The sequence below is a fragment of the Butyrivibrio sp. TB genome (genome assembly GCF_900110805.1).
Taxonomy (GTDB): domain Bacteria; phylum Bacillota; class Clostridia; order Lachnospirales; family Lachnospiraceae; genus Butyrivibrio; species Butyrivibrio fibrisolvens_C.
This window is the reverse complement of the sequence record NZ_FOER01000014.1, coordinates 100420-123090: the sequence shown is the minus strand read 5'-3', so window position 1 is coordinate 123090 and position 22671 is coordinate 100420. Positions and strand designations below refer to the sequence as shown.

Here is a 22671-nt window from a genome sequence, read left to right as displayed (position 1 = left end):
ATCAAATAACAACCCAACAGCCTGTATGAGCTTGTTATGCCAAGTCCTGCTCTTATGGCTATACTTGATCTGATAGCGCAGTAGCTGTCCAAATATCTGTGTCTCTCCATCTTGCTCTATCAAAAGAGATGGCAGCTCTATGTATCTTGCTGAATTATCTCTGTATGTCTTTGTGTATACCTTTACATAATTCATCTCTTATCCATCCATATAGATTGATTAACATATTATTTATAATACCATATACTATTCAATATGTGTATATAAAAAAGGTACTATATCTTGATAATATAGTACCTTTATACATAGTTTGATTATAAAATTATTACCTTATATAACCAAGGAGCAGAGTCTTTCTTTTGATGATTGTATACAGAAACTGAAACAGACATATGATGGTTATAGATTCTTCCCGGATGGAGTTGGAGTATATAATCCATATAGTTTACTTAATGCTTTTTCTGACAGGGAATTTGGTTCATATTGGTTTGAAACCGGTACTCCGACATTCCTTATCAAAAAAATAAAAAATGCAAGTTTTGATGTTCGTAAACTTACAGATTATACGCTATATGCAAGTGAAGGGATGCTGAAGGATTATACCGGCGAGGGGGTGGACCCGGTTCCACTTCTGTACCAGACAGGATATCTCACGATTGTGGATTATGATAAAGTTGGACAAGAATATACGTTGTCTTTTCCAAATGAAGAGGTGAAGTATGGTTTTATTGAGAGTTTGATGCCTGCGTTTGTTCCGGATTCTTCAGCAGGTTCAGGAAATATGCTAACAGATTGGGATGTGCGGGAGTGAAGAAGAAATAGGAAACAGGATGTTGGTTGAAGCAGTGCTATAAGTTGGAAAATGTCTGATTAAAGAAGGTATATGCTCATGAAGAACATTGCGATCATCCCCGCAAGAAGCGGATCTAAAGGACTTCCTGATAAAAATATAAAAATGCTTAGCGGTAAGCCTCTTATTGCATGGTCTATAGAAGCTGCAATAAGTTCAGGTGTGTATGATGAAGTTATGGTATCTACAGATTCAGAGAAGTATGCCGATATTGCAAGAAGTTTTGGTGCAAAGGTACCTTTTCTGCGAAGTGCAGAAGCATCTTCCGATACTTCATCATCCTGGGATGCTGTAAGAGAAGTAATTCTTAAGTATCAGGAACTTGGGCAAAACTTTGATACCTTCACCCTATTACAGCCAACATCCCCTCTTAGAAGTGCTGATGATATAAAAGGGTCTTTTGATCAGATGCTGGATAAGAATGCCAGAACCATAGTATCTGTATGCGAAACAGAGGATTCACCATATACCTGCAACACTCTTCCTGAGTCTATGTCTATGCAGGATTTTTTCATAGAAGAGTACAAGAACACAAGGCGTCAGGATCTGCCTAAATGCTATAGATTAAACGGCGCCATATATCTTTCAAAGGTTGATGAATTTTTGAAAGATGGTGATATATATGCAAGCGATTGTTATGCTTATATCATGGACGGAACAAGATCTGTAGATATCGATACGGATTTTGACTTTAAGATCGCTCAGCTTCTTATAGAAGAGGGAATCTTAGGATGATAGCCATTGATCGATCTTGTCATTCCCAGATACTTGTTATGATCTGCGCTACTCTGTGTCTCCAGGTGTGTTGTTTTTGGATTCTTTCAAGGCCTGCCTGTGCGATGCGTGTTCTTTCATTTTCGTGAGTAAGATAGTATGCGCACTTATCCATAAGTTCATCTCTACTTCCATAATATTCTGCTTCCTTACCAATCTCGAAGTATTCAGAAAGTTCTTCCTGATAATTAGTAAGAAGAAATCCGCCAGCTGCGCAGATATCAAATATGCGAAGGGGAAGCCCTGTTTCGATAGCCCGTAGCGTAATGTTAAGGTTTATTTTTGCATTATTAAATACAATCGGCATCTGGGTCAGAGTCTTGACACCTTCATGAATAGTAAGATTACTACTACCTATTTCTTTAACGCAGTTAGTAAGTTCTCTGGTATCAGAATTGGTATATAGATCTGTTTTAAAGCTTCTCGACAGATCAGATAAGGTTTCAAACCTTTCTTTTTGCGCAAGCTCATATTCTATAAAGTAGTGGGCAGCTGTAAAGCGCCTTAACTTTGATACGTCCATAATACAGTTATCTTCATATCTTCCTGTAAACATAGGATTTTGCTCATGAATCTCTTCAGCAATATTTTGCGGGAGAGTTTTTTCGATGAAATTATAACCATATACAGCCTTTTGACTTTCAACAAGGCCGTCAATATAGCCTCTCGTATGTGGGAGGAGCTTGTCTTTTATTTCACTGTAAGGATTTTTTTCAGAATATAGAGAACCAACCATGGCGATGCCAGGAGGGTTAAGGTCAGGGCGAGAATCGCCTTGTTTAATCGCCTTGGATACATATTCAGGATCGCTTCCAAGCGGAAGATAGAAGATACTGCCCGGATTATATGGCCGCAGCATCATATACTGAGCTTTGTCAAAAAGGAAAATCCTGTTGGTATCAAATTGCATGGACTTATCAAAAAGCTCCATGACAGGGCAGTCAACACTCTGAGCTATGTATATAAGACCATAGATATGGCACAGCTTTGCGAGCATAGGGAAGAAATTGATGCTAAATACAGCATCAGGCTTAATCGATTCTATAGCGGACTGCACGCGTTCGAGATTGTTTTTGGCGCTTTCCGTGCTCCCGCTTTTATCCTCCATGATCTCGTGCACATCAATATTAAAGCTTGAAAGAGCTCCTATAATACTGGGTTCACATATACTGTTATACCTATAGAATAGAATTTTCATATATTAGTCCCACACTTCCCTATACTCATCATTCTTATAATCTTCCTGGACCATCTCCATTATCTGCCTTGCAGAGAGTTTCTCCTGATACCTTGGATTGTTGAAGATGTTGTTGGTATCAGGTCTTATAGCCTGATTTTTTTCAAAAGATATTGCGTAAAAATCTTTGGAAAGCCAGTCAAAATCCCTGTCGCTGATCTTGTCTTTGTCAAAAAACATAGCGCCATATCTCATAGAATTATAGCTTCTCAAAATATAAGCATCCTTATGGTGCGACATAACATATGTGCCATAAGTTTCGAACTCACTAAAGCCCGAATCCATAAGCTCAGATGCAGATAGGCTCCAAAGAACCTTTTCCCAAAAAGATGAACCGTTAATGCCTTCGTTTGCTTCAATCCTGCTTGTAAGCTCTTTTACAAGATCGCAGTCCATGATCATATGTTCTGAGATAAAAGATCTGTCGATACATTTAGAGAGTTCCGGCAATATTTTACTTATAGTATCAAAATAAGGTTTATGGTATTCGTGCTTGGTATCAAAAAATGGATGATCATCATCTGAAAACATAGAAAATTCCCTGCATGGGATGGTGTCTCCATCCCATACAAGATAATATTTATTGTCAGAAATATTAGAATAAGCCCATTTGATGAACTGCTGATAATACCAGCCTGTAATATTGCGCCCTGGTACCTGGCCGCCCATGTCGCGTTTTACTATCTCGCAGACTATCTCGTGTACAGCGTCAAATGGAAGTATATCATTCTCGTTTATAAATCCTGCCTTTTTAATGGCGCTATCTTCCGGATAGTTTTCCCTTTCGTTTGCAAGAAGGTCAGCAATCTCACTTCTTCCTACGAAGAAAACTCTGTCAGCAGGAAGAAGTCGGCACATTCTTTCATGATGACCTGTCATTCTCTTAAAATCATCAGGGGTTTGAACTATGATCGCGTCATAAATAATTTTATCAGCCATGGCAATAACCTCTAATATCATATGAAATAATTACTTACCTCATGATATAATAATAGCATAAGCATCGAAAAAGAGATAACTAATATACGTACAAAAGTGTGTTGTGGGTTAGTATTGAAGCTTCACACCTATTAAATATTACTAGTATCTTGAAGATTCCTGAGGATGGCTGCCTATAAATGATTTTCTGGTCTTTGAAAATTGTATTAAATTCAAGAGCTTGATAGATGGAGATTTATATTCTGCTTAGGGTCCGCATGTTTGAGCAAAGCGAGTTTCGGACCCTGAAATATAAATCTCCAGATATCATGCCTTGAATTTTAAATAATTTTCATGACTAGAAAATCATTTATAGGCAGCCATCCTCAGGAATCCTCCAGACAAGGAGGATGTCATACGTGTTGGAAATCCCGGAGAGCTTTTTTAAAGATGAAGTCAGACATGGCTTTCTTGTTCCTGAAGAGATGAAGCGTGCCTGGGCGTCAGAGATGAAAGTCCTTGATATGCTCATGGAATTTTGTAAAAAAAATGATCTCAGGTGTTTCGCAGAATACGGAACACTTCTTGGTGCTGTCCGTCATAAGGGCTTTATCCCCTGGGATGATGATATTGATGTATGTATGCTAAGACCTGATTTTAACTATCTTTTAGAGCATGCAGACGAACTTCCTCCATCTATCAGGATTCAGAGCATTTATTCTTCTAATATGTTCCACACCTTTAAAGCACTGGCTACTAACAATCTTGGCGGAAAGCTTACCTATAGCAAGGAGCGCATGGACGAATTCTACGGCTGTCCATATGTAGTTGGACTTGATATCTATCCCCTTGACTATGTTTCCAGAGATCCCGGCAATGCCAAAATGCAAAAGCTCATATACCAGCTTGCCTACAAGATGCTGTATATGTGCATAGATCTTGAGAATATATATGATGATCAGATCAATACTACAATTGAGAACAATATATGCCTTCTTGATCTTGCTAATGCAGATAATATCCCTATAGAGAATAAGCGTGAATTCCTAACTGGAATAACACAACTAGCCGATATACTAAAAAGATACGTCGGTAATTCATTTGTTCTAAGTGAAAAGGGTCCTATCCGTAATCAGCTTTGTAGGCTGTGCGAGGCCCTGGCTCAGCTTTTTGATGAAAGTGAATCAGATACTGTTTCGTATTATCCCTACATTGCCACTGATGACATCCCGTCCTGGCGTAAAAAAGAATGGTATGAGGATACCCTATGGTATCCCTTCGAGACTATGAGCGTTCTTGGTGTCAGGAACTACGATGAGTGGCTGACGCACAACTATGGCCCTAACTGGTACCTGCCGGTAAGGGGAACTCAGGTTCATGACTATCCGTTTTATAAGAGCCAGAAAGAGTATTTTGAGATGATAGGAGCCATGTGAATGAGGTTGAAATAATACAGACTCCATTAGCTATTCGTTTTACTTGTACTGTGAGGTTATGATGAAAAGAATATTATACTATACCGACGTATTACCTCTTTTATCTAAAAAAGAAGCTGCCCTGGATAAGATTCAAAGAAACCTTGAGATCTTTTCCTCAAATTCAGACAAGATAAGGGTTATCTGGCATCCATATGAAAAGTGCGAAGAATATATGAAGCTCAACAACTTTGAGCTTATGGACCAGTATCAGAAGATCATTGAAGATTTTAAGAACGGCAGCTTTGGAGAGTTTGATGAAACTAGTGACCTTAAGGCACTTGCAGATTCCTGCGACGCATATTATGGAGATTATTCTGATGCGGTTTATTATATGCAGGAGAGCAAAAAGCCTGTAATGATCCAAAATATTGATGTATAAAAGGTTTTCTATTGGAGGCATATTATGGAACTGATGGCTTCGATGATGTGTGCAGATTTCAGTAATCTTGAAAGAGAAGTCAGGGCGCTGGAAGAAGCGGGCATAGATTCTTTCCATATCGACATAATGGATGGGCATTATGTCCCTAACTTTGCCATGTCCTTAAATGACCTCAAATTTATTGCAAGATTGACCAGGAAGCCGTTGGATGTACACCTCATGGTAGAACATCCAAATCATACCATAGACCTTTTTCTTGAAGTGATGCGCCCGGGAGATACAGTATACATCCATCCTGAGGCCGAATATCACGTATCCACAACCCTACAGAAGATAATGAGTGCCAGGATGATCCCGGGGATAGCAGTAAACCCCGGAACCAGTGTTGAAACCGTATATGAGATGCTCAGAATAGTAGATAAAGTTCTTGTAATGAGCGTAAATCCAGGCAACGCCGGTCAGATGTTTCTTCCATACGTTGGAGAAAAGATTCCCAAGTTTGAGGAGCTCAAAGCTGAGATGAACTTCAAGCTTTATTGGGATGGCGCATGCACTGCGGAAAGAGTTAAAAAATATGCTCATTGTGGAATAGATGGATTTGTCCTTGGAACATCTCTTCTATTCGGGCATGATAAGTCTTACACAGAACTGATCAAAGAAGTCAGGGCACTTGCGTAAAGCAATATACATGAAGCAAACTATTTTACAAGCTGGCCATAGAAGAGAAGCTCTGTTCTCTTTAAAATCTTTCTGGGCTCCTTTGAGCCACTCATTAGGAGTAATATTGCAATTTCAGGTGTTAAAAATAGCAATATTGCAATTTTGAAAGTCTAAAATAGCAATATTGCTATTTTATATGCTATAATTGCAATCAGAAGGAGACTTTCTTATGAAATATTCCAACATCAATAATCTACAAAATAGAAAAAAAGAACTTAATTTAACATACGAGCAAATTGCCGAGAGATCAGGACTTCCGCTTAGTACAGTACAAAAAGTACTGGGGGGTAAAGTTGATTCGCCTCGAAAATCAACTATTGATGCGCTGGAAGATGCACTTTCGGTTTCTTTCGCACGGGCAGATACACGAAGTGAGATATCTATCGGCAATCAGGACTTTGCTGCGATAATAGAGAACAATTATTTTTATGTAGATAAAACTGAGTTTATTAAGAGTTGGTGGGAAAGCGGTGATGTGGTCACACTTATTACAAGACCCAGAAGATTTGGTAAGACTCTTAATCTCAGTATGATGGAACATTTTTTTTCTAATAAATATCAGGATGGAGTGAACCTGTTCAAAAACCTTGATATATGGAAACATAGAGAGTATCAAAAACTGGCAAATCAGTATCCTGTCATATTTCTGAGTTTTGCTTCTGTAAAGGGAACGTCTTTTGAAACAGCAAGGCAGCAGATCATACAGCAGATAGTGGGATTATACAGAAACTATAATCATATTCTTGATGCACCTTTTATCACGCAGATGGATAGAAGTTTTTGGAACATGGTAAGTTATGACATGAACGATGCAATAGCTACTGATGCTATAAGGTTTCTGTGTGAGATGCTCAGTAAGTACTATGAGAGGAAAGTACTGATATTTATGGATGAGTACGATACTCCCATACAAGAGGCCTACGTCGATGGCTTTTGGAATGAGATGACTGGGTTTGTTCGAAACCTTTTTAATGCTACATTTAAGACTAATAGGTATCTTGAGAGGGCGATACTTACAGGTATTACCAGGATAAGTAAAGAATCAATTTTCTCAGATCTTAATAACCTGAAAGTGGATACCATTACTAATGCAAGGTATGAAAGTGATTTTGGATTTACAGAGAAAGAAGTCAGAGAAGCGCTTAGTAATTATGATATGGAAGATTCCTTTTCAGATGTGAAAAAATGGTATGACGGTTTCAGGATAGGATCTAAAGCTGATATTTATAATCCGTGGTCTGTTACACAGTATCTGGACTCAGGAAAACTTGATGATTATTGGGCCAACACCAGTGAGAACTCTTTGGTTGATAAACTTATAAAGGAAAGCGGAGCAAACGTTAAGACTGCCGTAGAGAGTTTACTGAAGGGAGAAGCTGTTGAAGCTTTAATCGATGATGAAATAGTCTTTAATCTGATAGACAAAAACGAATCCGGAATTTTTAGCCTACTATTGGCAGCAGGTTATCTAAGAGTTGTAGACGTATTGCAGGAGCAGGGTGTCAGAAAGAAATATAGCGTGGCCCTTACAAATCTCGAAGTGAAACATACGTTTGACGATATGATAAAGAGGTGGTTTGAAGGTGATAACGTCGGATACAATGACTTCATCAAGGCACTTTTACAAAATGATGTTAAGTACATGAATAGATTCATGAATGATATAGCGCTTAATACGTTTTCTGTTTTTGATGTAGGTAAGGGAGTGTCTAATAGGTGTGAGCCTGAAAGATTTTATCACGGCTTTGTTTTGGGCCTTATGGTGGATCTGGCTGATAAATATCTGATAACTTCTAATAGAGAGAGCGGCTTTGGCAGGTACGATGTGTGTCTTGAACCTAAGGAAAAAAGTGATCCTGCATATGTAATTGAGTTTAAGGTCCACGACTGTGAAGATGAAAAGGATCTTAAGGAGACAGTGAAGAAGGCTCTTAAACAGATTGAAGATAAGAACTATGATGCGGCTTTGATATCAAGAGGTGTTAATAAGGATAGGATATTCCATTACGGGTTTGCATTCGAGGGTAAAAAGGTTTTGATCGGATGATCTCTGTGTGCAAGATACGCATTGATGCCATCGCAGCACTATATAACGTATCAAAATGATTGGAATTACATTAAAATAGTGATAAAATAAAATATATACTCATATTTATGAAATGCAAAGTACTACTGAACTTTGACAAGTTCATGCTTTACATTAGGGATGTTGTGTAGTGTTGGAACTCACAATGATTATGAATTATGGGCGGAAGATGGTGTGACAGCGTGGGTGAAGAAGTATTGGATTGGTATATGAAGAGTTGGGAATAGAATTGGATTCTATTTTGATTAAAAGTAAATAATTGGTATTGATAAGAATGAGAACTCCCGATGTAAGGTATGGAACTTATGTCGGGAGTTTTGTTTTTCAATACGAAAGGGTAGCGATGAAAGCACTAATACTTAATTCTGGAATGGGAAGAAGGATGGGGGAGATTACAAATAATCTTCCCAAGTGTTTAGTGCAATTAAATGATAAAGAAACTATATTATCAAGGCAACTACACCAATTATCTGAGATTGGAATTGAAGAAGTAATTATAACTACTGGTTACAAATCAGATGAGTTAGTTAGCTACTGTAATAATCTTAATTTATCAATAGATATTAAATATATTTTCAATGAAAAGTATTCTGAAACCAACTATATTTATTCAATGTATCTGGCAAGAGAAGAGTTGGATGATGATATTGTTTTGATGCATGGAGATCTTGTTTTCGAGAATGTTGTATTAGACAAGGTGGCATTTAGTAAGGATAGTTGTGTGGTAGTGAGTTCGACATCAGACTTGCCAGAAAAAGATTTTAAGGCAGTTTTATTGGATGGAAGAGTTCGTAAGATAAGCATTAATGATTTTGATAGAGCTATTGCACTCCAACCATTATATAAACTTGCAAAAAAAGATATAAAAACTTGGATAAAAGAAATAGAGAAATTTTGTGAAGCTGGAAATACCAGTTGCTATGCTGAAGATGCATTCAATGAATGTAGTGATCAAATAAATATTAAACCTATAGATATAAAGAGATTCATATGTAAAGAAGTAGATAATGCTGAAGATCTTGCAGCTATAAAAGATACTTTGTTGAGTCTTCCGTGTAGAAATGTATATATGTGTTTTTCGACAGATATAGTACATAGCGGGCACTTGTCAATCATAAAGAGAGCAAAAAGACTTGGAAAAGTAACAATTGGAGTTCTTTCTGATGAAGCTATTTCTAAGTATAAACGATTTCCGCTACTTCCTTATTCGGAACGCAAAGAAATGTTCGAAAATATACAGGGAGTAGACAGAGTAGTATGCCAAGACAAACTAAGCTATAAGGAAAATTTGGTCAAGTACAAACCTGAAATAGTAGTACATGGCGATGATTGGGTACAAGGAATACAGCAAAATATTAGAACTGAAGTTATTGACTTAATACAGACTTATGGTGGAGAACTTGTAGAATACCCATATTCAGACAAACCGCAATATCGAGAATATGAGAAAAGAGCCAGGCAGATGCTCGGTACATCTGATATGAGAAGAGCACGTCTATGCAGAGCGCTTGAATCAAAAAACTCAGTTATTGCAATGGAAGCACATAACGGATTAACAGGATTATTAGTTGAAAATACTAAAGTTGAAGAAAATGGTGGAATAAGACAATTTGACGCCATGTGGGTCAGTTCTTTATGCGATTCAACTTCAAAAGGTAAGCCGGATATAGAGGTTGTTGATCTGACATCTCGTTTACAAACTATAAATGAGATTTGTGAGGTTACGACTAAACCTATAATTTTTGACGGTGATACAGGTGGTTTACCGGAACATTTCTCTTATACAGTACGAACATTGGAACGAATGGGCGTTTCAATGGTGATAATTGAGGATAAAAAGGGACTTAAGAAAAATTCGCTTTTTGGTAATGAGGTAGAGCAAACACAGTGTTCTATTGAAGAATTTTGCATGAAGATTGCAACAGGGAAAAAGGCTCAGAAGACAGATGACTTTATGATATGTGCAAGAATAGAGAGCCTGATTCTTGAAAAAGGTATGGAGGACGCACTTAACAGAGCATTTGCTTTTAGAGATGCTGGGGCAGATGCAATTATGATTCATAGCAGAAAGAAAGATCCCAAAGAAATCTTTGAATTTGCTGAAGCTTTTCGTAAAGAAGATACTGCAACACCATTAGTGGTAGTTCCCACTTCTTTCAATGAAGTTACTGACGAACAGTTAGAGGCAGTAGGTTTTAACATCATAATTTATGCAAATCACTTTACCAGAGCTGAAGTGCCTGCGATGCAAAAAGTTGCTGAGACCATATTGAAAAATCATAGGTCGAAAGAGTGCGATGACCTGTGTATGCCATTTAAAGAGATAATAAGGCTAATACCGGATGAGTTATGACAAAGTAAAAACTCAGAATGTGATCGAGATAGATAGTAATACCAAATCTCTAATGAACTTCTTTGATTCGAATGAGATTCATAGAGTGTTTTTAGTATGTGGTAATTCTTTTGATCGTTTACCGGTTCGAGATTTCTTCACCAACGCTAATTTTACAAAGGTTGCCAGGTTTGCAGATTTTTCACCCAATCCAACATGTGAATCAGTGTCAAAGGCGATAAATGTGTACAGAAAAGACCACTACGATGCAATAGTCGCTGTTGGCGGTGGGAGCGCAATAGACGTAGCTAAGTGCCTTAAGATATCAACTAAAGCTTTGCTTATTGCCGTTCCAACTACAGCGGGTTCAGGAGCGGAGGCGACTCATTTTTCGGTTGTTTATAGAGATGGGATAAAGACTTCAGTTTCGGATGAACAAAGCAAACCTGATGTGGTAATACTGTGGCCGGAAGTATTAGATACTTTGCCTGAATATCAACGTAAATCCACTATGCTTGATGCATTGTGTCATGCAATTGAATCAGCATGGTCGGTTAACTCAACAGATGAAAGTGTAAAGCTTTCATTATGCGCAATAGAAAAGATAATAGGATCCAAGGATGCATACCTTCATAATACGAGCGAAGGTAATCGCGAAATGCTTATAGCGGCCAATATTTCTGGGAAAGCAATAGATATAGCTCGTACGACTGCGGCGCATGCTATGAGCTATGGAATGACAACTAAGTTGGGAATAGCGCATGGACACGCGGTTGCGTTGTGCCTGAGTGTAGTTCTTCCGTTTGTTGCCGAGAATACTTCTAAGTGTATAGACAATAGAGGACCGGAGCATTTGGAAAATATATTGAGGTCAATAGCGCAAGCTTTTGGATGCAATGATAAATCAATTCTGTGCTGTAAGTTTAACTCTTTGTTAAAAGGTCTAAATCTAGAGTGTCCAAAGTTTGATGATGAAACTATAGACCTGTTGGTCGAGGGGGTAAATATTGAAAGGCTAAACAATATCCCCGTTGAGATAACAAAGGAAGACTTGAATGAGTTATACAGGAAAATACAAGAGGAAAGATAGATGGATGCAAATGTGCTCTTGGAACAACTAGATTCAGATTTTTTCTGTGGTGTACCAGATTCACAGTTGAGGACTTTTGTTGATGCACTTTATTCAAAATATGGCGTATACAATGACCATCATATAATAGCAGCCAACGAGGGAAATGCTGTTGGTATAGCGGCGGGTTATCATCTGGCAACGGGTAAGATTCCTGTTGTTTATATGCAAAATAGTGGAGAAGGAAATGCAATAAACCCCATAGCTTCACTTCTCAACGATAAAGTGTATGCCATACCTATGATTTTTGTTATTGGATGGCGTGGTCAGCCAGGCGTACACGACGAGCCACAACACATATATCAAGGAGAAATTACTTTAAAACTCCTAGAAGTTATGGGGGTTGAGTATTGTGTTGTGACGCAGGAGACTACAAAAGAAGCTTTAATTGAGCAAATTGAAAAGTTTAAGATGCAATTAAATGCAGGTAAGGATGTTGCATTTGTTATTACAAAAGGCGCATTAACTAATGAAAACAAAGTTAAGTATTCAAATGAATATACATTGAACCGAGAGGAAGTAATAGAAAATATTGTTGATGTTGCTGGAGATGATCTTATCGTATCAACTACGGGCAAAATTAGTCGAGAATTATTTGAGATAAGAGAAAGAAAAGGAATGACACATAAACATGATTTCCTTACTGTTGGATCCATGGGACATGCTTCATCTATTGCACTAGGAATAGCAATACAAAAGCCAGAAAGAAGGGTGTGGTGTCTGGATGGCGATGGAGCGTTGCTTATGCATATGGGAGCTATACCAGTAGTTGGGCATATGCATCCTGATAACATGGTGCATGTACTATTGAACAATGCATCGCATGAGACCGTCGGCGGGATGCCAACTGTTGCAGACACAGTAAGTTTTGTTGATGTGGCAAGAGCAAGTGGTTATAAAAAGGTACTTGCCACAGACAATCTTAATGATTTGGATAGAATGCTATTGGAGATAAAGGACAGTTCACTGCCATTTCTGCAAGTTGATTGTGGTATTGGTTCGAGAGCTGATTTGGGAAGACCGACAACTACTGCAAAAGAAAATAAATATGGATTTATGAATGGGATGTAGTATGCGTGAAGATTATTCTATATTGCAAATCATTGCTAATAACTCAATTGTCATATATGGGACAGGATATATTGCTACTAAGCTATCTGAGCTAATGGCGTTGCTAGGAGTTCAATCTAGATGCTATGTGGTATCAAATGGGCACTTAGAAAATAATTTGTTTTGTTACAAACCAGTTGTAGAAATCAAGAATTATAAGCAAAGAGAGAATGAGATTGTATTAGTTGCAGTTGGAGAACTATATAAAGCAGAGATTGCTGAAAACTTAGAAGAGTTACAAATAGAATATTATTGCGTGTCAGAAGATGACCTGAAATTTTTGGTGAGGAGGATCAATAAGATATCCACGGATGATTTCTTGACTAGTGTAAAGCCTGTAAGTGACATGTTTGGTTTAGATAGAGGACAGCCGATTGATAGATATTATATAGAGAGCTTTCTTAAGGCGGAGTGTCAAAACCAGAATCCAGAATTAACACTAGAAGTGGGAGACGACAGTTATAGTAATTTGTATTTTGGACAGGCTGAGCACGAAATCCTGGATTTTTCCAAAGGGATGGATCTCACAAAAACAGGAAGTATAAAACGTGAAGCTTATGATGTTTTTATTTGTACGCAAACGTTAAATTTTATCTACGACATAAGGGCAGCAATTCAGGGATGTTATGACTTACTAAAGAAAGATGGGATTCTATTAGCAACAGTTGCGGGAAATATTTCTCAAATATCAAGATATGATATGGATAGATGGGGGGATTATTGGAGATTTACAGAATTATCTATTACTAGACTTTTCAAGGAAGTGTTTGGAGATAAAGTTGAAACACGTTTATATGGGAATTGTATGGCAGCGACGGCTTTTATTCAAGGTCTAGCTGTAGAAGACATAGATTCCAAGTTACTTGATAAATGCGATCCAGATTATTCAATTGTCATAGGAATAGTGGCGGTGAAATGATGTATGGTCTCGAACTGAGAAGGATAATCGAATATTGTAGGTCACATAAAAACATATACTGCTATGGGGCAGGACTATATGGCAAAATCGTATGCGCATTTTTATACTTGAATGACATTTGCATTGATGGATTTTTGATTTCTTGTTTGGAAACAGAAGACTCGATGGTATTAAACAAAAAGGTGATGAGCATTGATGAAACACTAATTAAGGGGGATGGAGCTGGGGTATTGATATGTGTGAACAACAAGGTCAGGCAGGAACTTATTAACAAGTTGGTAGCACTGCGATGGGATGACTATTTGGAGATTGATGATGAACTTATTAATGAAATGGACAATTGTATCGATTATGAAAAAGTAGCAGGGTTGAATAGAAATAACAGAGTACTGCTGTACCACAGGGTATTTAATCTTCAAAATGACATATGGAGATTGGCGGTATCGCCTGAAGAGTTCGAGCGACAAATAGTTTATTTAAAAAAACATTACGATATAGTCCCACTGGATGAATTAGAGTTTGGAGGGCATGATAACCAAATTGCAATAACATTTGATGATGGTTATATCGATAATTATATATATGCATTGCCAATAATAGAGAAATACCAGGTGCCGGTCACAATATTTGTTGCGACCGGAAACATTGGTACTGAATGCGAGTTTTGGTGGGATGAAATAGAGGGGTTAATCAGCAATACAGAAGATAATAAGGAAATACATTTAGAAGATTATGTCCTAACTCTTAATGGGTTTGAGAACAAGAAGAGGGCTTGTTATTTAGTTAGGGAAAAAATACTAACATTAGATTATAAACAAAGGAGGAAATTTATTTCGGCCTTAAAAGAGGAGCTGAGAGTAGAGGGAGAGTCTCGAGCGCAGAACAGGACAGTTGACGCTGACGAACTCAGACAATTGGATAGATCGAATTGGGTCACTATTGGAGGTCATACTGTTACTCATACAAGATTAACATCACAAACAGAAGCAGAGCAAAGATGGGAAATATTTGAGTCAAAAAGAATTTTGGAGAAGATAATAGGACATCAAATCTTTTGTTTTTCATATCCATTTGGAGGCGTTGATGACTATGATGAAACTACGATTGAGTTGGCATTGGAGGCGGGATACAAGAATATAATTGCTGTAGGACAAAGATATAAATTGGGAACACAAGCAAAGTATTGTGTTCCGAGAATAGTTGTACAGAATACCGGCGAAGATCATAGAAAAGGGCATCCTATGATGAAGAGTCTTTTTATTGGGTGAACTATACAGTAAGAATAAGAGAACAATGTAAAAACAAAATATTTTAATAGTTCTGACTATTGCAGTAGGAGAATTGTTTTATGGCCAAAGGAAAATTATATTGGATTACAGGACTTTCTGGAGCAGGAAAGACAACCATTAGTCGACTATTGTACGATTATTTACGAACAAGGCAAGATAATATTGTTCTTATAGATGGCGATCAAATACGTGAAGTTTATCAAAACAGGGATTATTCTGAAAGCGGAAGAGAAAAAATATCGTATATAAATATGCGGCTTTGCAAGATGCTAACAGATCAAGGGATAGACGTGATTATTGCTGTTATTGGAATGAAGAATGCATACCGGCAATGGAATAGAGAGAATATTGAGAATTATTATGAGATTTATCTTAAAGTGCCAATGGATGAATTGATTAGAAGAGACAGCAAGGGATTATATAGAAAGGCATTAAGAGGAGAGATTAAAAATGTGTATGGAATAGACTTGGAGTATGAGGAACCACAGAATCCGGATATAGTAATAGAAAACGATTCAAGAATAACTCCAGTAGAAGCATTTGAGATTATAAAAAAACAGTTGTTATAAAGGTGATTTTAATTATGAGAAATGGAATCTTTTTGAATACATATTCTGTTGTTGAGATTGGGAATAAGTATTACTTTTGGGAAACTTGTTATAATGCTCTCTTTTGCTACAGTATCGATACGGGTACAACAGAACTTTTGTATAGAGAAAACGGTAGTGGGACTAGGTACTCTACTTGCGTTAAAGACGGTGAGTATTTGGTCCTCATTCCGTTTGGGTCAGACAAAGTATGTTTATTCAATTATATAACTAGGGCGTTAGTTTTCGTAGAAATTGGAGCGGCTGCAATGTTTAGCGGGGCGTTCAAATATGGACGATGCATTGTCATGTGGGGGTGGACGAAAGGGAAAGTAAAAAAACTAGATTTGGAAAGGTTGGTTATTGAAGAAGTAGATTGTATGAAAGATGTTAATGTTGTATCCAATGGATGCAGAGTTAATAATACTATTTACGGATATGATGGTGATAAAAACGATTTATACGCATACGACATGGATAAAGAACTTATTCAATATTTCGATTGCGATGATTTGAGGATGAAAGTAAGTACGTTAATCTTTTTGGAGGGTAGCTTATGGCTTTTTGGCAATGAAAAAATGGCAGTAAAATATGACGTGTTGAGTAGGACTAGTACTAGTTTTGAATTAGATGCTGTGACGGTTAATAATAATAACTTGGATGCTCTTTTTAGAGATGCATGTGTTGTTGGAAGCAAAGTTTTTCTTTCTCCATACAAAGCTGGCGCTTTAGTGAGTATAGATTATAAAAATAATGATATATGCAAAGAAATAGAAATTGGAGAGGATGAGATAGGCGGCGTTTTTGTGGATATTGCTGGGGAAAAGATGTGGGTTGTAGAAAGGACTAATGAAGGGAATGCTTCTTGCCAATATCATTTATTAGAAGATGGATTAGAGAAAAAAAATATGTTGTTCTTGGCTGATGGGAAAGATTTGATCAAAAGTAACGAAATAACATTGGAATCATCCATTTTCCCACTGACAGATTTTATAGATGTTGTAACTGAAGTTTAACGGTTGTTGTAGGTGAGATGATGATTTTTGCAATTATTACGTTGGCTTTATTATGTGTTGTTGAATTGATTGTTCTTAGAATGCTATGGAAACGTTATGTTCATAATATGAGTATGAACAAAAAGAGTGATAGTTATTTCTATTTGCTGAAAATCTGGATGAAAAAAAGGAATCAAGAGAAAAGTATAGGAGATTATTTGAAAAAGCATAGGATTACGCATGTTGCTATTTATGGTAATGGAGAGATGGGGATGCTTCTGTGTGAAGAACTTGAACATGACAAAATAAGGATCGATTATATTATTGATCAATCATCAACAAGGTCTGACTATACAATTGTAAAATGTGATAATACCATGCCTGTTACAGATGCAATAATAGTTACACCTTACCTAGAATATGATCAGATTTTTGAAAAATTATCAAGCTTTACCGATGCTGAAATAGTATCGTTAGAAGATATAATATTTGATTATTAGAGGATCTAGTTTTCATGAAGACACTTGAAATAAATTCTGATGATAGAATTCTGATTATTGCGCCACATCCTGATGATGAAATAATTGGTTGTGGAAGTATATTAGTACAATACGGAAGACAATGTGATGTATTACTCTTGACTGATGGGGCAAAAGGACATCGGATATGGAGTGAATCAAGGACGAGGAGAATAAGAAAAAGAGAATTCGAGCAAGTAATGAATTTGTGTAACGTGATGGATTACTCCTCGAAAGGAATTAGAGATAGAGAATTAAAAAAGGTGTTTGATTGTTATCAGGGATTTGGATTCTCAAAATATAATATGGTGTTTGTGCCTAATAGGAAAGAGGATCATCCCGATCATAAAGCTTCATTTTATCAACTATTGATTCACCATATTTTTCATCATATACGAGCTGATATATATCAGTATGAGGTGTGGACGCCAATTGATAATCCAACGCATATGATAGATATATCTAATACTATTGAAAAAAAGGTAGATGTTCTTGGTATATATGAAAGCCAGATAAAGGAGTTTGATTATATTAATGCTGTTTATGATTTAAATGGCAAGCGTGGACAGATGAACAACGTTGCTTATGCGGAATGCTATAGAAAAGGGTTTTTATGAAGAATAGTTTAATTAGCGAGTATGATGATGAAATTGTTGTAATAAAGGAAAAATATGCTTTGAATTTTGAAGATACGGAGCTTTATAACTATGTCCAAAGGGAAGCAATTGTAAAAAAAGCAATTCAAAATATTTATAACAAGTTCCTGGCAGGCAAGAAAATACTTTTTCGTGGGGCAGGGTGCGGGACGGATAAAATAATTGATATTCTTGGAGATTCGTTAGGAATAATTGTGGGAGTAGTCGATATTGACAATTGTAAAAGGTGTAAGAATGGTATTAAGACTTATTCTATAGAGGAGATTAGAAATGTTGATTTCGATTATATTGTGATTGCATCATTTAAATATCGAAAGGAGATGACAGAAGAACTTATATCACTAGGGTATAGAAACAAGATTTTTGATATATATGATTATTTGGCTGAAGAAGAAATCTATTGTGACGCTGGGTTTTGGGAGAAGGCGGATCCGAGATTATTCTATCTCAAAATCACTAAAATATTGAATGGGTATAATATTGAAAGCGATGATAAAAAAAGGGAATTATGCCTTAGACGGTTGATTAGCTGCTATTTGAGTATACGAGATTTTTCATACGCTATTGAATTTCTTAAGAAGTATGAAATGGAATTTGGTGACAAACTAAATGGCTGCTTGGCACAAATAGAAGACTTGTTATCACGAATTAAATTAGAACTTTCGAAAAAAACACAGAATCATATCATTATGCTCTGGTTGGATCAGTTGAGATATTGTGATATGGATAGGATGCCATATTTAAAAAAATTCGCTGATGACAATGTGTGCTTTGAAAAGTGTTATACCCAAAATCTTCAGACATCTACAACTTTTAAAATGATGTTTGCTGGGCAGGATGTATTAGATGACAAGGCATACTTGATAGATGTCATTACACGCGATAACAGTGTGGTGTATAAAGAACTCGTTAAAAATCAGTATGACTTTAAATATATTGGGTGGGGGAAAAACAATGTCTATTTTGACGGAATCAGCTCCTATTCGTTGGAAAAAGATAATTGTATTTTGCCATTGAATATTTGGAAGGTTATTATCGATATTTTGCAGAATAATAAGAATACATTTTATTTGTCACATAGCTTTGAAGCACATGAGCATCATTGGTGTGGGTATATGACGAGAGATTTATATAATATCTGGGAGGCTTCTTTTGATGAGTTTGAAACCAGATATTATGAATGTATAGATTACATAAACAGGCAGCTAGATTTCTATGTTGATTGGTTTAATGATAATAATACTTTGATAATAATGAGTGATCATGGTCAAGAATTAGAGAATGTATTTTTGTTTGATGAGGATTGTAATAAAGAGCATAAGAAGTTTGTATATGGTAGATGGAGTGAAAACTCATTACATACCGTTATGTGTATAAAAAATAGGGATTTTGGAAAAAGGAGAGTTGGCGGCTTATTTTCATTAGTTCAATTTATAGAAATTGTAACTAGCATAATTGAGAAGAAATGGCTGGTTTCAGAGAAAACGTATGTAAAAATCCAATCGATGCCATTTTATTCAAAAGAAGGCTTGAGAAAGATAAAAGAAGCAGATGACTTTAAATTTGCAATGTTAGCGAAAGGGATAATAACTGGTCATTTTAAATACTTAAGATATGCTGATGGGCTAGAAGAACTATATGTAGATGGAAATGAAAAAAATAATAGGATAGCCGATAATGAGTATGCAGATTATTTAAAAAAATTCAAAGAACTTGTTGGACCGATAGATTATTCAATTTTTACAGCGCCAAAGTATAAAGAAGCAAAAGACTATTTAGAAAAAATATATTCAATTCCTTCTAATAAAATAGACGATAAAGAGGCATAGATGGATAAGGAAAAGATAATTGAAGTAATTCGAAGTAAGCGAAGAGAGAAAAAATATGTAGAAGAAATGGAACTAGGAAGTATTATAGCTCCAGCTATACTAATGCACGGTTGGGATGTGTATATTTATGGATGTCGTAATGATACTATTGCTTTATTAAACTATCTTAAGTGGTTGGGAATTGCTATTGATTCAATATTTGATCGTGATTCAGATAAAATTGGAAAAAAGATTTATGGAATCAATGTAAGTAATATTGATGAAATAAACAAGATAGAAGATCCTGATAATACGTTTTTGCTAATTAATATTCACAGGTTTGATGGATTTAGGGCTAAAGATATTTTTGAAACTATCAGTAATTCAGGAATCAAAAACTTCTATGTCATAAAGGATACAGAGCGTTTAAATATAAATACTTATAACAATGATTGGACAGAATGCGGTAGAGATGAGTATTACAAGGCACATGAGGAACTGTTGCTTAACACTTTTGAAAGGCTAGTTGATGAAATATCACGAGAGACTATGATTGAGTATATCAGAAGATATACTGAGTATGGGGTGTATCATAACATAAGCATAGATGGACGATTAAAGTATTTTTTTGGCTATGATAATGAAAGAATTGAATATATATACTCGCATAAGGACGATGAAGTGTGGCTTAATTGCGGAGCAAATATTGGGGATAGCATTTTTTGGTTTTTCCAAAATGGATTGTCTGCAAAAAAAATCCTGGCGTATGAAGGAAATGCTGATGTATTTAGAGAGCTTAAAAGCAATTTGCGTCTTTTGCCGGAGCAATGTGCTAAAAAAGTGGTGCCAATAAATGAAATGATTAATGATAATACGGATTTCGATAGATATCTTGCTGGAAATGAAAAAATCACTTTGATTAATGCGGATATCGAAGGCGCTGAAGAGGATTTACTTAAGGCATTAACTGTGATTATTCGAAGGGATAGACCAGTAATAGCAATTAGCGCATACCATAGAGCGTCAGACTTGATTATTCTCCCAAAGCAAATCTCTGAAATAGCTAACGATTACGTTATTAAGATACGAAAATATGAGTCAAGTGCTAGGGACATATCAAGGTCTTCGGAATTGGTGATATACGGTATACCACCAGAAAGAGATTATAGGGAGGATTGGAGGTAAATATGTTCGATAGCCGAGAGTATTGGGAAAAACGTTACTCAAGTGGTGACAATAGTGGAAGTGGCAGTTATGGAAGGCTGGCTCAATTTAAGGCAAGAATTATAAATGATTTTTGTTACAATCATAATGTTTCATCGATAGTTGAGTGGGGATGCGGTGATGGGAATAATTGCAAAATGTTTACTGTTGAAAAATATGTAGGCTATGATGTGTCTAAGACGGCGATAGAGATTTGCTCATCAAAAATCAAGATTCCCAATAGACAATTTATCAAGTATGATGGGGAGAAGGTGCATAGTCCTGAGATGGGTGAATTATCGCTTTCAATGGATGTTTTATATCATTTAATTGAAGATGAAATGTTTGATAACTACATGTTTAATTTGTTTAATAGTAGCGAAAGGTATGTAGCTATATATTCATTTGATGGAGAGTTAGAATCTTCGATGGCGTCTCATGTAAAGTACAGAGAGCATAGTAATTATGTATCCAGGCATTTTCCGAATTATAGGAAATTAAAAATTATTGAAAATGACTTCAAAAGAACAGAGCAATCAGATCCGGATACCACTTCATGGTGTGATTTTTTCTTTTACGAAAGGATACAGACATAAATAACAAATGATTAATAGACTCTTATACATAAATAAGGAAATTGAAACATTGATTTCAGAAACACATATTATTGATTGGGACAATTATAAGAGAGCTATCGGCAGATTTGTTTGCATATTCTATTATATTACACAACCATTTTATATCTTTAAACGGCTAAAAAAACAGGATGGCACGCATCCTAAGATTATTGTCAGCTTAACAAGTATTCCGAGTAGGATAAATGTATTATGGGTTACATTGGAAAGCCTTATGCGACAATCTCATTTGCCGGATAGAATAATTATATATTTGGCTAAAGAAGAATTTGATGGCAAAACTCTTCCAAAAAGCGTATTAAAATACACAAAAAAAGGAGTTGAAATTGAGTACTGTGAAAATTTAAAATCTCACAAAAAGTATTATTACACTATGAAAAACTACCGAAACGATTTTTGTATTACTGTTGATGATGACATTGTTTATTCTGAGAACATGATAGAGAATCTGTTGCGTACTTATTCGCAATATCCAGAGGGTATAATTTGTAGTAGGGCAAATGTAATCAGAACTTTAAATAATGATACTATGAGTTATGGGCGATGGAAGAGTATTGGGCTTTATAAAGACAAAAATGTTGATGGGAAAGATATTTTTTTTACAACAGGTGGTGGAACATTGTTTCCAAGCTGGCTGTTGCCGGACATCACATTTGATATAACTAAAATGATGCGGTTATGCGAAACAACAGATGATATATGGTTGAATTATATGGCCAGATTAGCAGATATAAAGATATACTGGACAGGGACTATTGATAATGAGTGTCTATTTTATTGGGATTCACAAAAGGAGTGTTTGGCGGATTATAACATTTACGAAGGTGGAAACGATAGAAACCTAGATCGAATGAGAGAGGAATTTGGAGCATTGTTATGATTAGGTCTGTATGTAATTACCAAATTATTCTCGAATAATTGTCCAGAATATGCAGAAAAGACTTTGGAAGGCATAAAGCTGATATTTTTGCATATTGTTGGTATGAAGGTCAAGAGAAGTATTGTAAGTACTTGGATTATGTGCTTTACATAATAGGAGAGTTATCGC

The 22671-nt window shown here is 36.1% G+C and carries 21 protein-coding genes and 1 pseudogene; 19 read left to right on the top strand and 3 right to left on the bottom strand.

Features of this window, described 5'->3' with window-relative positions:
* Positions 1–195 (bottom strand): annotated as a pseudogene (locus tag BMX21_RS10920) (gamma-mobile-trio recombinase GmtY); the annotation flags it as partial.
* A 115-nt stretch (positions 196–310) separates the two neighbouring features.
* Between BMX21_RS10920 and BMX21_RS10915 the strand changes: the two are divergent.
* Positions 311–811, top strand: a complete 501-nt coding sequence (locus tag BMX21_RS10915) for an AAA family ATPase (protein WP_092044213.1) — start codon at positions 311–313, stop codon at positions 809–811.
* 78 nt (positions 812–889) lie between these two features.
* Positions 890–1585 (top strand): acylneuraminate cytidylyltransferase family protein, encoded by a 696-nt coding sequence (locus BMX21_RS10910; protein ID WP_092044210.1) that lies wholly within the window; start codon positions 890–892, stop codon positions 1583–1585.
* 19 nt (positions 1586–1604) lie between these two features.
* On the opposite strand, the gene BMX21_RS10905 is transcribed toward BMX21_RS10910, so the two are convergent.
* Complete coding sequence (locus tag BMX21_RS10905) at positions 1605–2822, bottom strand: CgeB family protein (RefSeq protein WP_092044208.1); 1218 nt, start codon at positions 2820–2822, stop codon at positions 1605–1607.
* Between the two features lie 3 nt (positions 2823–2825).
* A complete protein-coding gene (locus BMX21_RS10900) occupies positions 2826–3800 on the bottom strand; it encodes a DUF6492 family protein (RefSeq protein ID WP_092044206.1) in 975 nt (324 codons plus the stop codon).
* A 398-nt stretch (positions 3801–4198) separates the two neighbouring features.
* Here BMX21_RS10900 and BMX21_RS10895 point away from each other — a divergent pair, with 398 nt between their 5' ends.
* The 17 genes from BMX21_RS10895 to BMX21_RS10815 all read left to right on the top strand — a co-directional run bounded on the left by BMX21_RS10895 (position 4199) and on the right by BMX21_RS10815 (position 22503).
* A complete protein-coding gene (locus tag BMX21_RS10895) occupies positions 4199–5215 on the top strand; it encodes a LicD family protein (RefSeq protein ID WP_177174009.1) in 1017 nt (338 codons plus the stop codon).
* Between the two features lie 61 nt (positions 5216–5276).
* Positions 5277–5636 carry a hypothetical protein gene (locus BMX21_RS10890; RefSeq protein ID WP_092044200.1) on the top strand — a complete coding sequence of 120 codons (360 nt, stop codon included), beginning with the start codon at positions 5277–5279 and terminating at the stop codon, positions 5634–5636.
* 24 nt (positions 5637–5660) lie between these two features.
* Entirely contained in the window at positions 5661–6314 is a 654-nt protein-coding gene (locus BMX21_RS10885; RefSeq protein WP_034489868.1) for a ribulose-phosphate 3-epimerase, read from the top strand.
* Between the two features lie 211 nt (positions 6315–6525).
* A complete protein-coding gene (locus BMX21_RS10880; RefSeq protein WP_092044197.1) occupies positions 6526–8403 on the top strand; it encodes an AAA family ATPase in 1878 nt (625 codons plus the stop codon).
* 382 nt (positions 8404–8785) lie between these two features.
* Positions 8786–10795: a phosphoenolpyruvate mutase gene (gene aepX / locus BMX21_RS10875; RefSeq protein ID WP_092044195.1), complete on the top strand. Its 2010-nt coding sequence runs from the start codon at positions 8786–8788 to the stop codon at positions 10793–10795.
* Positions 10785–11864 carry a phosphonoacetaldehyde reductase gene (locus BMX21_RS10870; protein ID WP_092044192.1) on the top strand — a complete coding sequence of 360 codons (1080 nt, stop codon included), beginning with the start codon at positions 10785–10787 and terminating at the stop codon, positions 11862–11864. The genes aepX and BMX21_RS10870 overlap by 11 nt, the downstream gene beginning before the upstream one ends.
* Positions 11865–12974 (top strand): phosphonopyruvate decarboxylase, encoded by a 1110-nt coding sequence (gene aepY, locus BMX21_RS10865; RefSeq protein WP_092044189.1) that lies wholly within the window; start codon positions 11865–11867, stop codon positions 12972–12974. It begins immediately after the preceding gene.
* Position 12975: 1 nt separating this feature from the next.
* Complete coding sequence (locus BMX21_RS10860; RefSeq protein ID WP_092044187.1) at positions 12976–13932, top strand: class I SAM-dependent methyltransferase; 957 nt, start codon at positions 12976–12978, stop codon at positions 13930–13932.
* Positions 13933–14096: 164 nt separating this feature from the next.
* Complete coding sequence (locus BMX21_RS10855; RefSeq protein WP_177174008.1) at positions 14097–15200, top strand: polysaccharide deacetylase family protein; 1104 nt, start codon at positions 14097–14099, stop codon at positions 15198–15200.
* An 80-nt stretch (positions 15201–15280) separates the two neighbouring features.
* On the top strand, positions 15281–15790 hold the full coding sequence (locus tag BMX21_RS10850; protein ID WP_092044183.1) for an adenylyl-sulfate kinase: 510 nt from the start codon (positions 15281–15283) through the stop codon (positions 15788–15790).
* A 14-nt stretch (positions 15791–15804) separates the two neighbouring features.
* On the top strand, positions 15805–16824 hold the full coding sequence (locus tag BMX21_RS10845) for a hypothetical protein (protein ID WP_092044180.1): 1020 nt from the start codon (positions 15805–15807) through the stop codon (positions 16822–16824).
* 20 nt (positions 16825–16844) lie between these two features.
* Positions 16845–17303, top strand: a complete 459-nt coding sequence (locus BMX21_RS10840; RefSeq protein WP_092044177.1) for a hypothetical protein — start codon at positions 16845–16847, stop codon at positions 17301–17303.
* Between the two features lie 14 nt (positions 17304–17317).
* The gene (locus BMX21_RS10835; RefSeq protein ID WP_092044174.1) at positions 17318–17938 is read left to right on the top strand and encodes a PIG-L deacetylase family protein; all 621 of its coding nucleotides are present in this window, start codon (positions 17318–17320) and stop codon (positions 17936–17938) included.
* Positions 17935–19806 carry a sulfatase-like hydrolase/transferase gene (locus BMX21_RS10830; protein WP_092044171.1) on the top strand — a complete coding sequence of 624 codons (1872 nt, stop codon included), beginning with the start codon at positions 17935–17937 and terminating at the stop codon, positions 19804–19806. The genes BMX21_RS10835 and BMX21_RS10830 overlap by 4 nt, the downstream gene beginning before the upstream one ends.
* Positions 19807–20970, top strand: coding sequence for a hypothetical protein (locus tag BMX21_RS10825; RefSeq protein WP_092044168.1), 1164 nt, complete (start codon positions 19807–19809; stop codon positions 20968–20970). It abuts the gene before it with no gap.
* 2 nt (positions 20971–20972) lie between these two features.
* The gene (locus BMX21_RS10820) at positions 20973–21584 is read left to right on the top strand and encodes a methyltransferase domain-containing protein (protein ID WP_092044166.1); all 612 of its coding nucleotides are present in this window, start codon (positions 20973–20975) and stop codon (positions 21582–21584) included.
* Positions 21585–21633: 49 nt separating this feature from the next.
* Positions 21634–22503 carry a glycosyltransferase gene (locus tag BMX21_RS10815; RefSeq protein ID WP_177174007.1) on the top strand — a complete coding sequence of 290 codons (870 nt, stop codon included), beginning with the start codon at positions 21634–21636 and terminating at the stop codon, positions 22501–22503.
* Positions 22504–22671 lie beyond the last annotated feature (168 nt).

Excerpts from the sequence above, each read along its gene's own strand:
- BMX21_RS10910 (WP_092044210.1), top strand. The coding sequence starts at position 890 with ATGAAGAACATTGCGATCATCCCCGCAAGAAGCGGATCTAAAGGACTT.
- BMX21_RS10905 (WP_092044208.1), bottom strand. The coding sequence starts at position 2,822 with ATGAAAATTCTATTCTATAGGTATAACAGTATATGTGAACCCAGTATT.
- BMX21_RS10900 (WP_092044206.1), bottom strand. The coding sequence starts at position 3,800 with ATGGCTGATAAAATTATTTATGACGCGATCATAGTTCAAACCCCTGAT.
- BMX21_RS10890 (WP_092044200.1), top strand. The coding sequence starts at position 5,277 with ATGAAAAGAATATTATACTATACCGACGTATTACCTCTTTTATCTAAA.
- BMX21_RS10885 (WP_034489868.1), top strand. The coding sequence starts at position 5,661 with ATGGAACTGATGGCTTCGATGATGTGTGCAGATTTCAGTAATCTTGAA.
- BMX21_RS10880 (WP_092044197.1), top strand. The coding sequence starts at position 6,526 with ATGAAATATTCCAACATCAATAATCTACAAAATAGAAAAAAAGAACTT.
- aepX (WP_092044195.1), top strand. The coding sequence starts at position 8,786 with ATGAAAGCACTAATACTTAATTCTGGAATGGGAAGAAGGATGGGGGAG.
- BMX21_RS10870 (WP_092044192.1), top strand. The coding sequence starts at position 10,785 with ATGAGTTATGACAAAGTAAAAACTCAGAATGTGATCGAGATAGATAGT.
- aepY (WP_092044189.1), top strand. The coding sequence starts at position 11,865 with ATGGATGCAAATGTGCTCTTGGAACAACTAGATTCAGATTTTTTCTGT.
- BMX21_RS10860 (WP_092044187.1), top strand. The coding sequence starts at position 12,976 with ATGCGTGAAGATTATTCTATATTGCAAATCATTGCTAATAACTCAATT.
- BMX21_RS10855 (WP_177174008.1), top strand. The coding sequence starts at position 14,097 with ATGGTATTAAACAAAAAGGTGATGAGCATTGATGAAACACTAATTAAG.
- BMX21_RS10850 (WP_092044183.1), top strand. The coding sequence starts at position 15,281 with ATGGCCAAAGGAAAATTATATTGGATTACAGGACTTTCTGGAGCAGGA.
- BMX21_RS10845 (WP_092044180.1), top strand. The coding sequence starts at position 15,805 with ATGAGAAATGGAATCTTTTTGAATACATATTCTGTTGTTGAGATTGGG.
- BMX21_RS10840 (WP_092044177.1), top strand. The coding sequence starts at position 16,845 with ATGATTTTTGCAATTATTACGTTGGCTTTATTATGTGTTGTTGAATTG.
- BMX21_RS10835 (WP_092044174.1), top strand. The coding sequence starts at position 17,318 with ATGAAGACACTTGAAATAAATTCTGATGATAGAATTCTGATTATTGCG.
- BMX21_RS10830 (WP_092044171.1), top strand. The coding sequence starts at position 17,935 with ATGAAGAATAGTTTAATTAGCGAGTATGATGATGAAATTGTTGTAATA.
- BMX21_RS10825 (WP_092044168.1), top strand. The coding sequence starts at position 19,807 with ATGGATAAGGAAAAGATAATTGAAGTAATTCGAAGTAAGCGAAGAGAG.
- BMX21_RS10820 (WP_092044166.1), top strand. The coding sequence starts at position 20,973 with ATGTTCGATAGCCGAGAGTATTGGGAAAAACGTTACTCAAGTGGTGAC.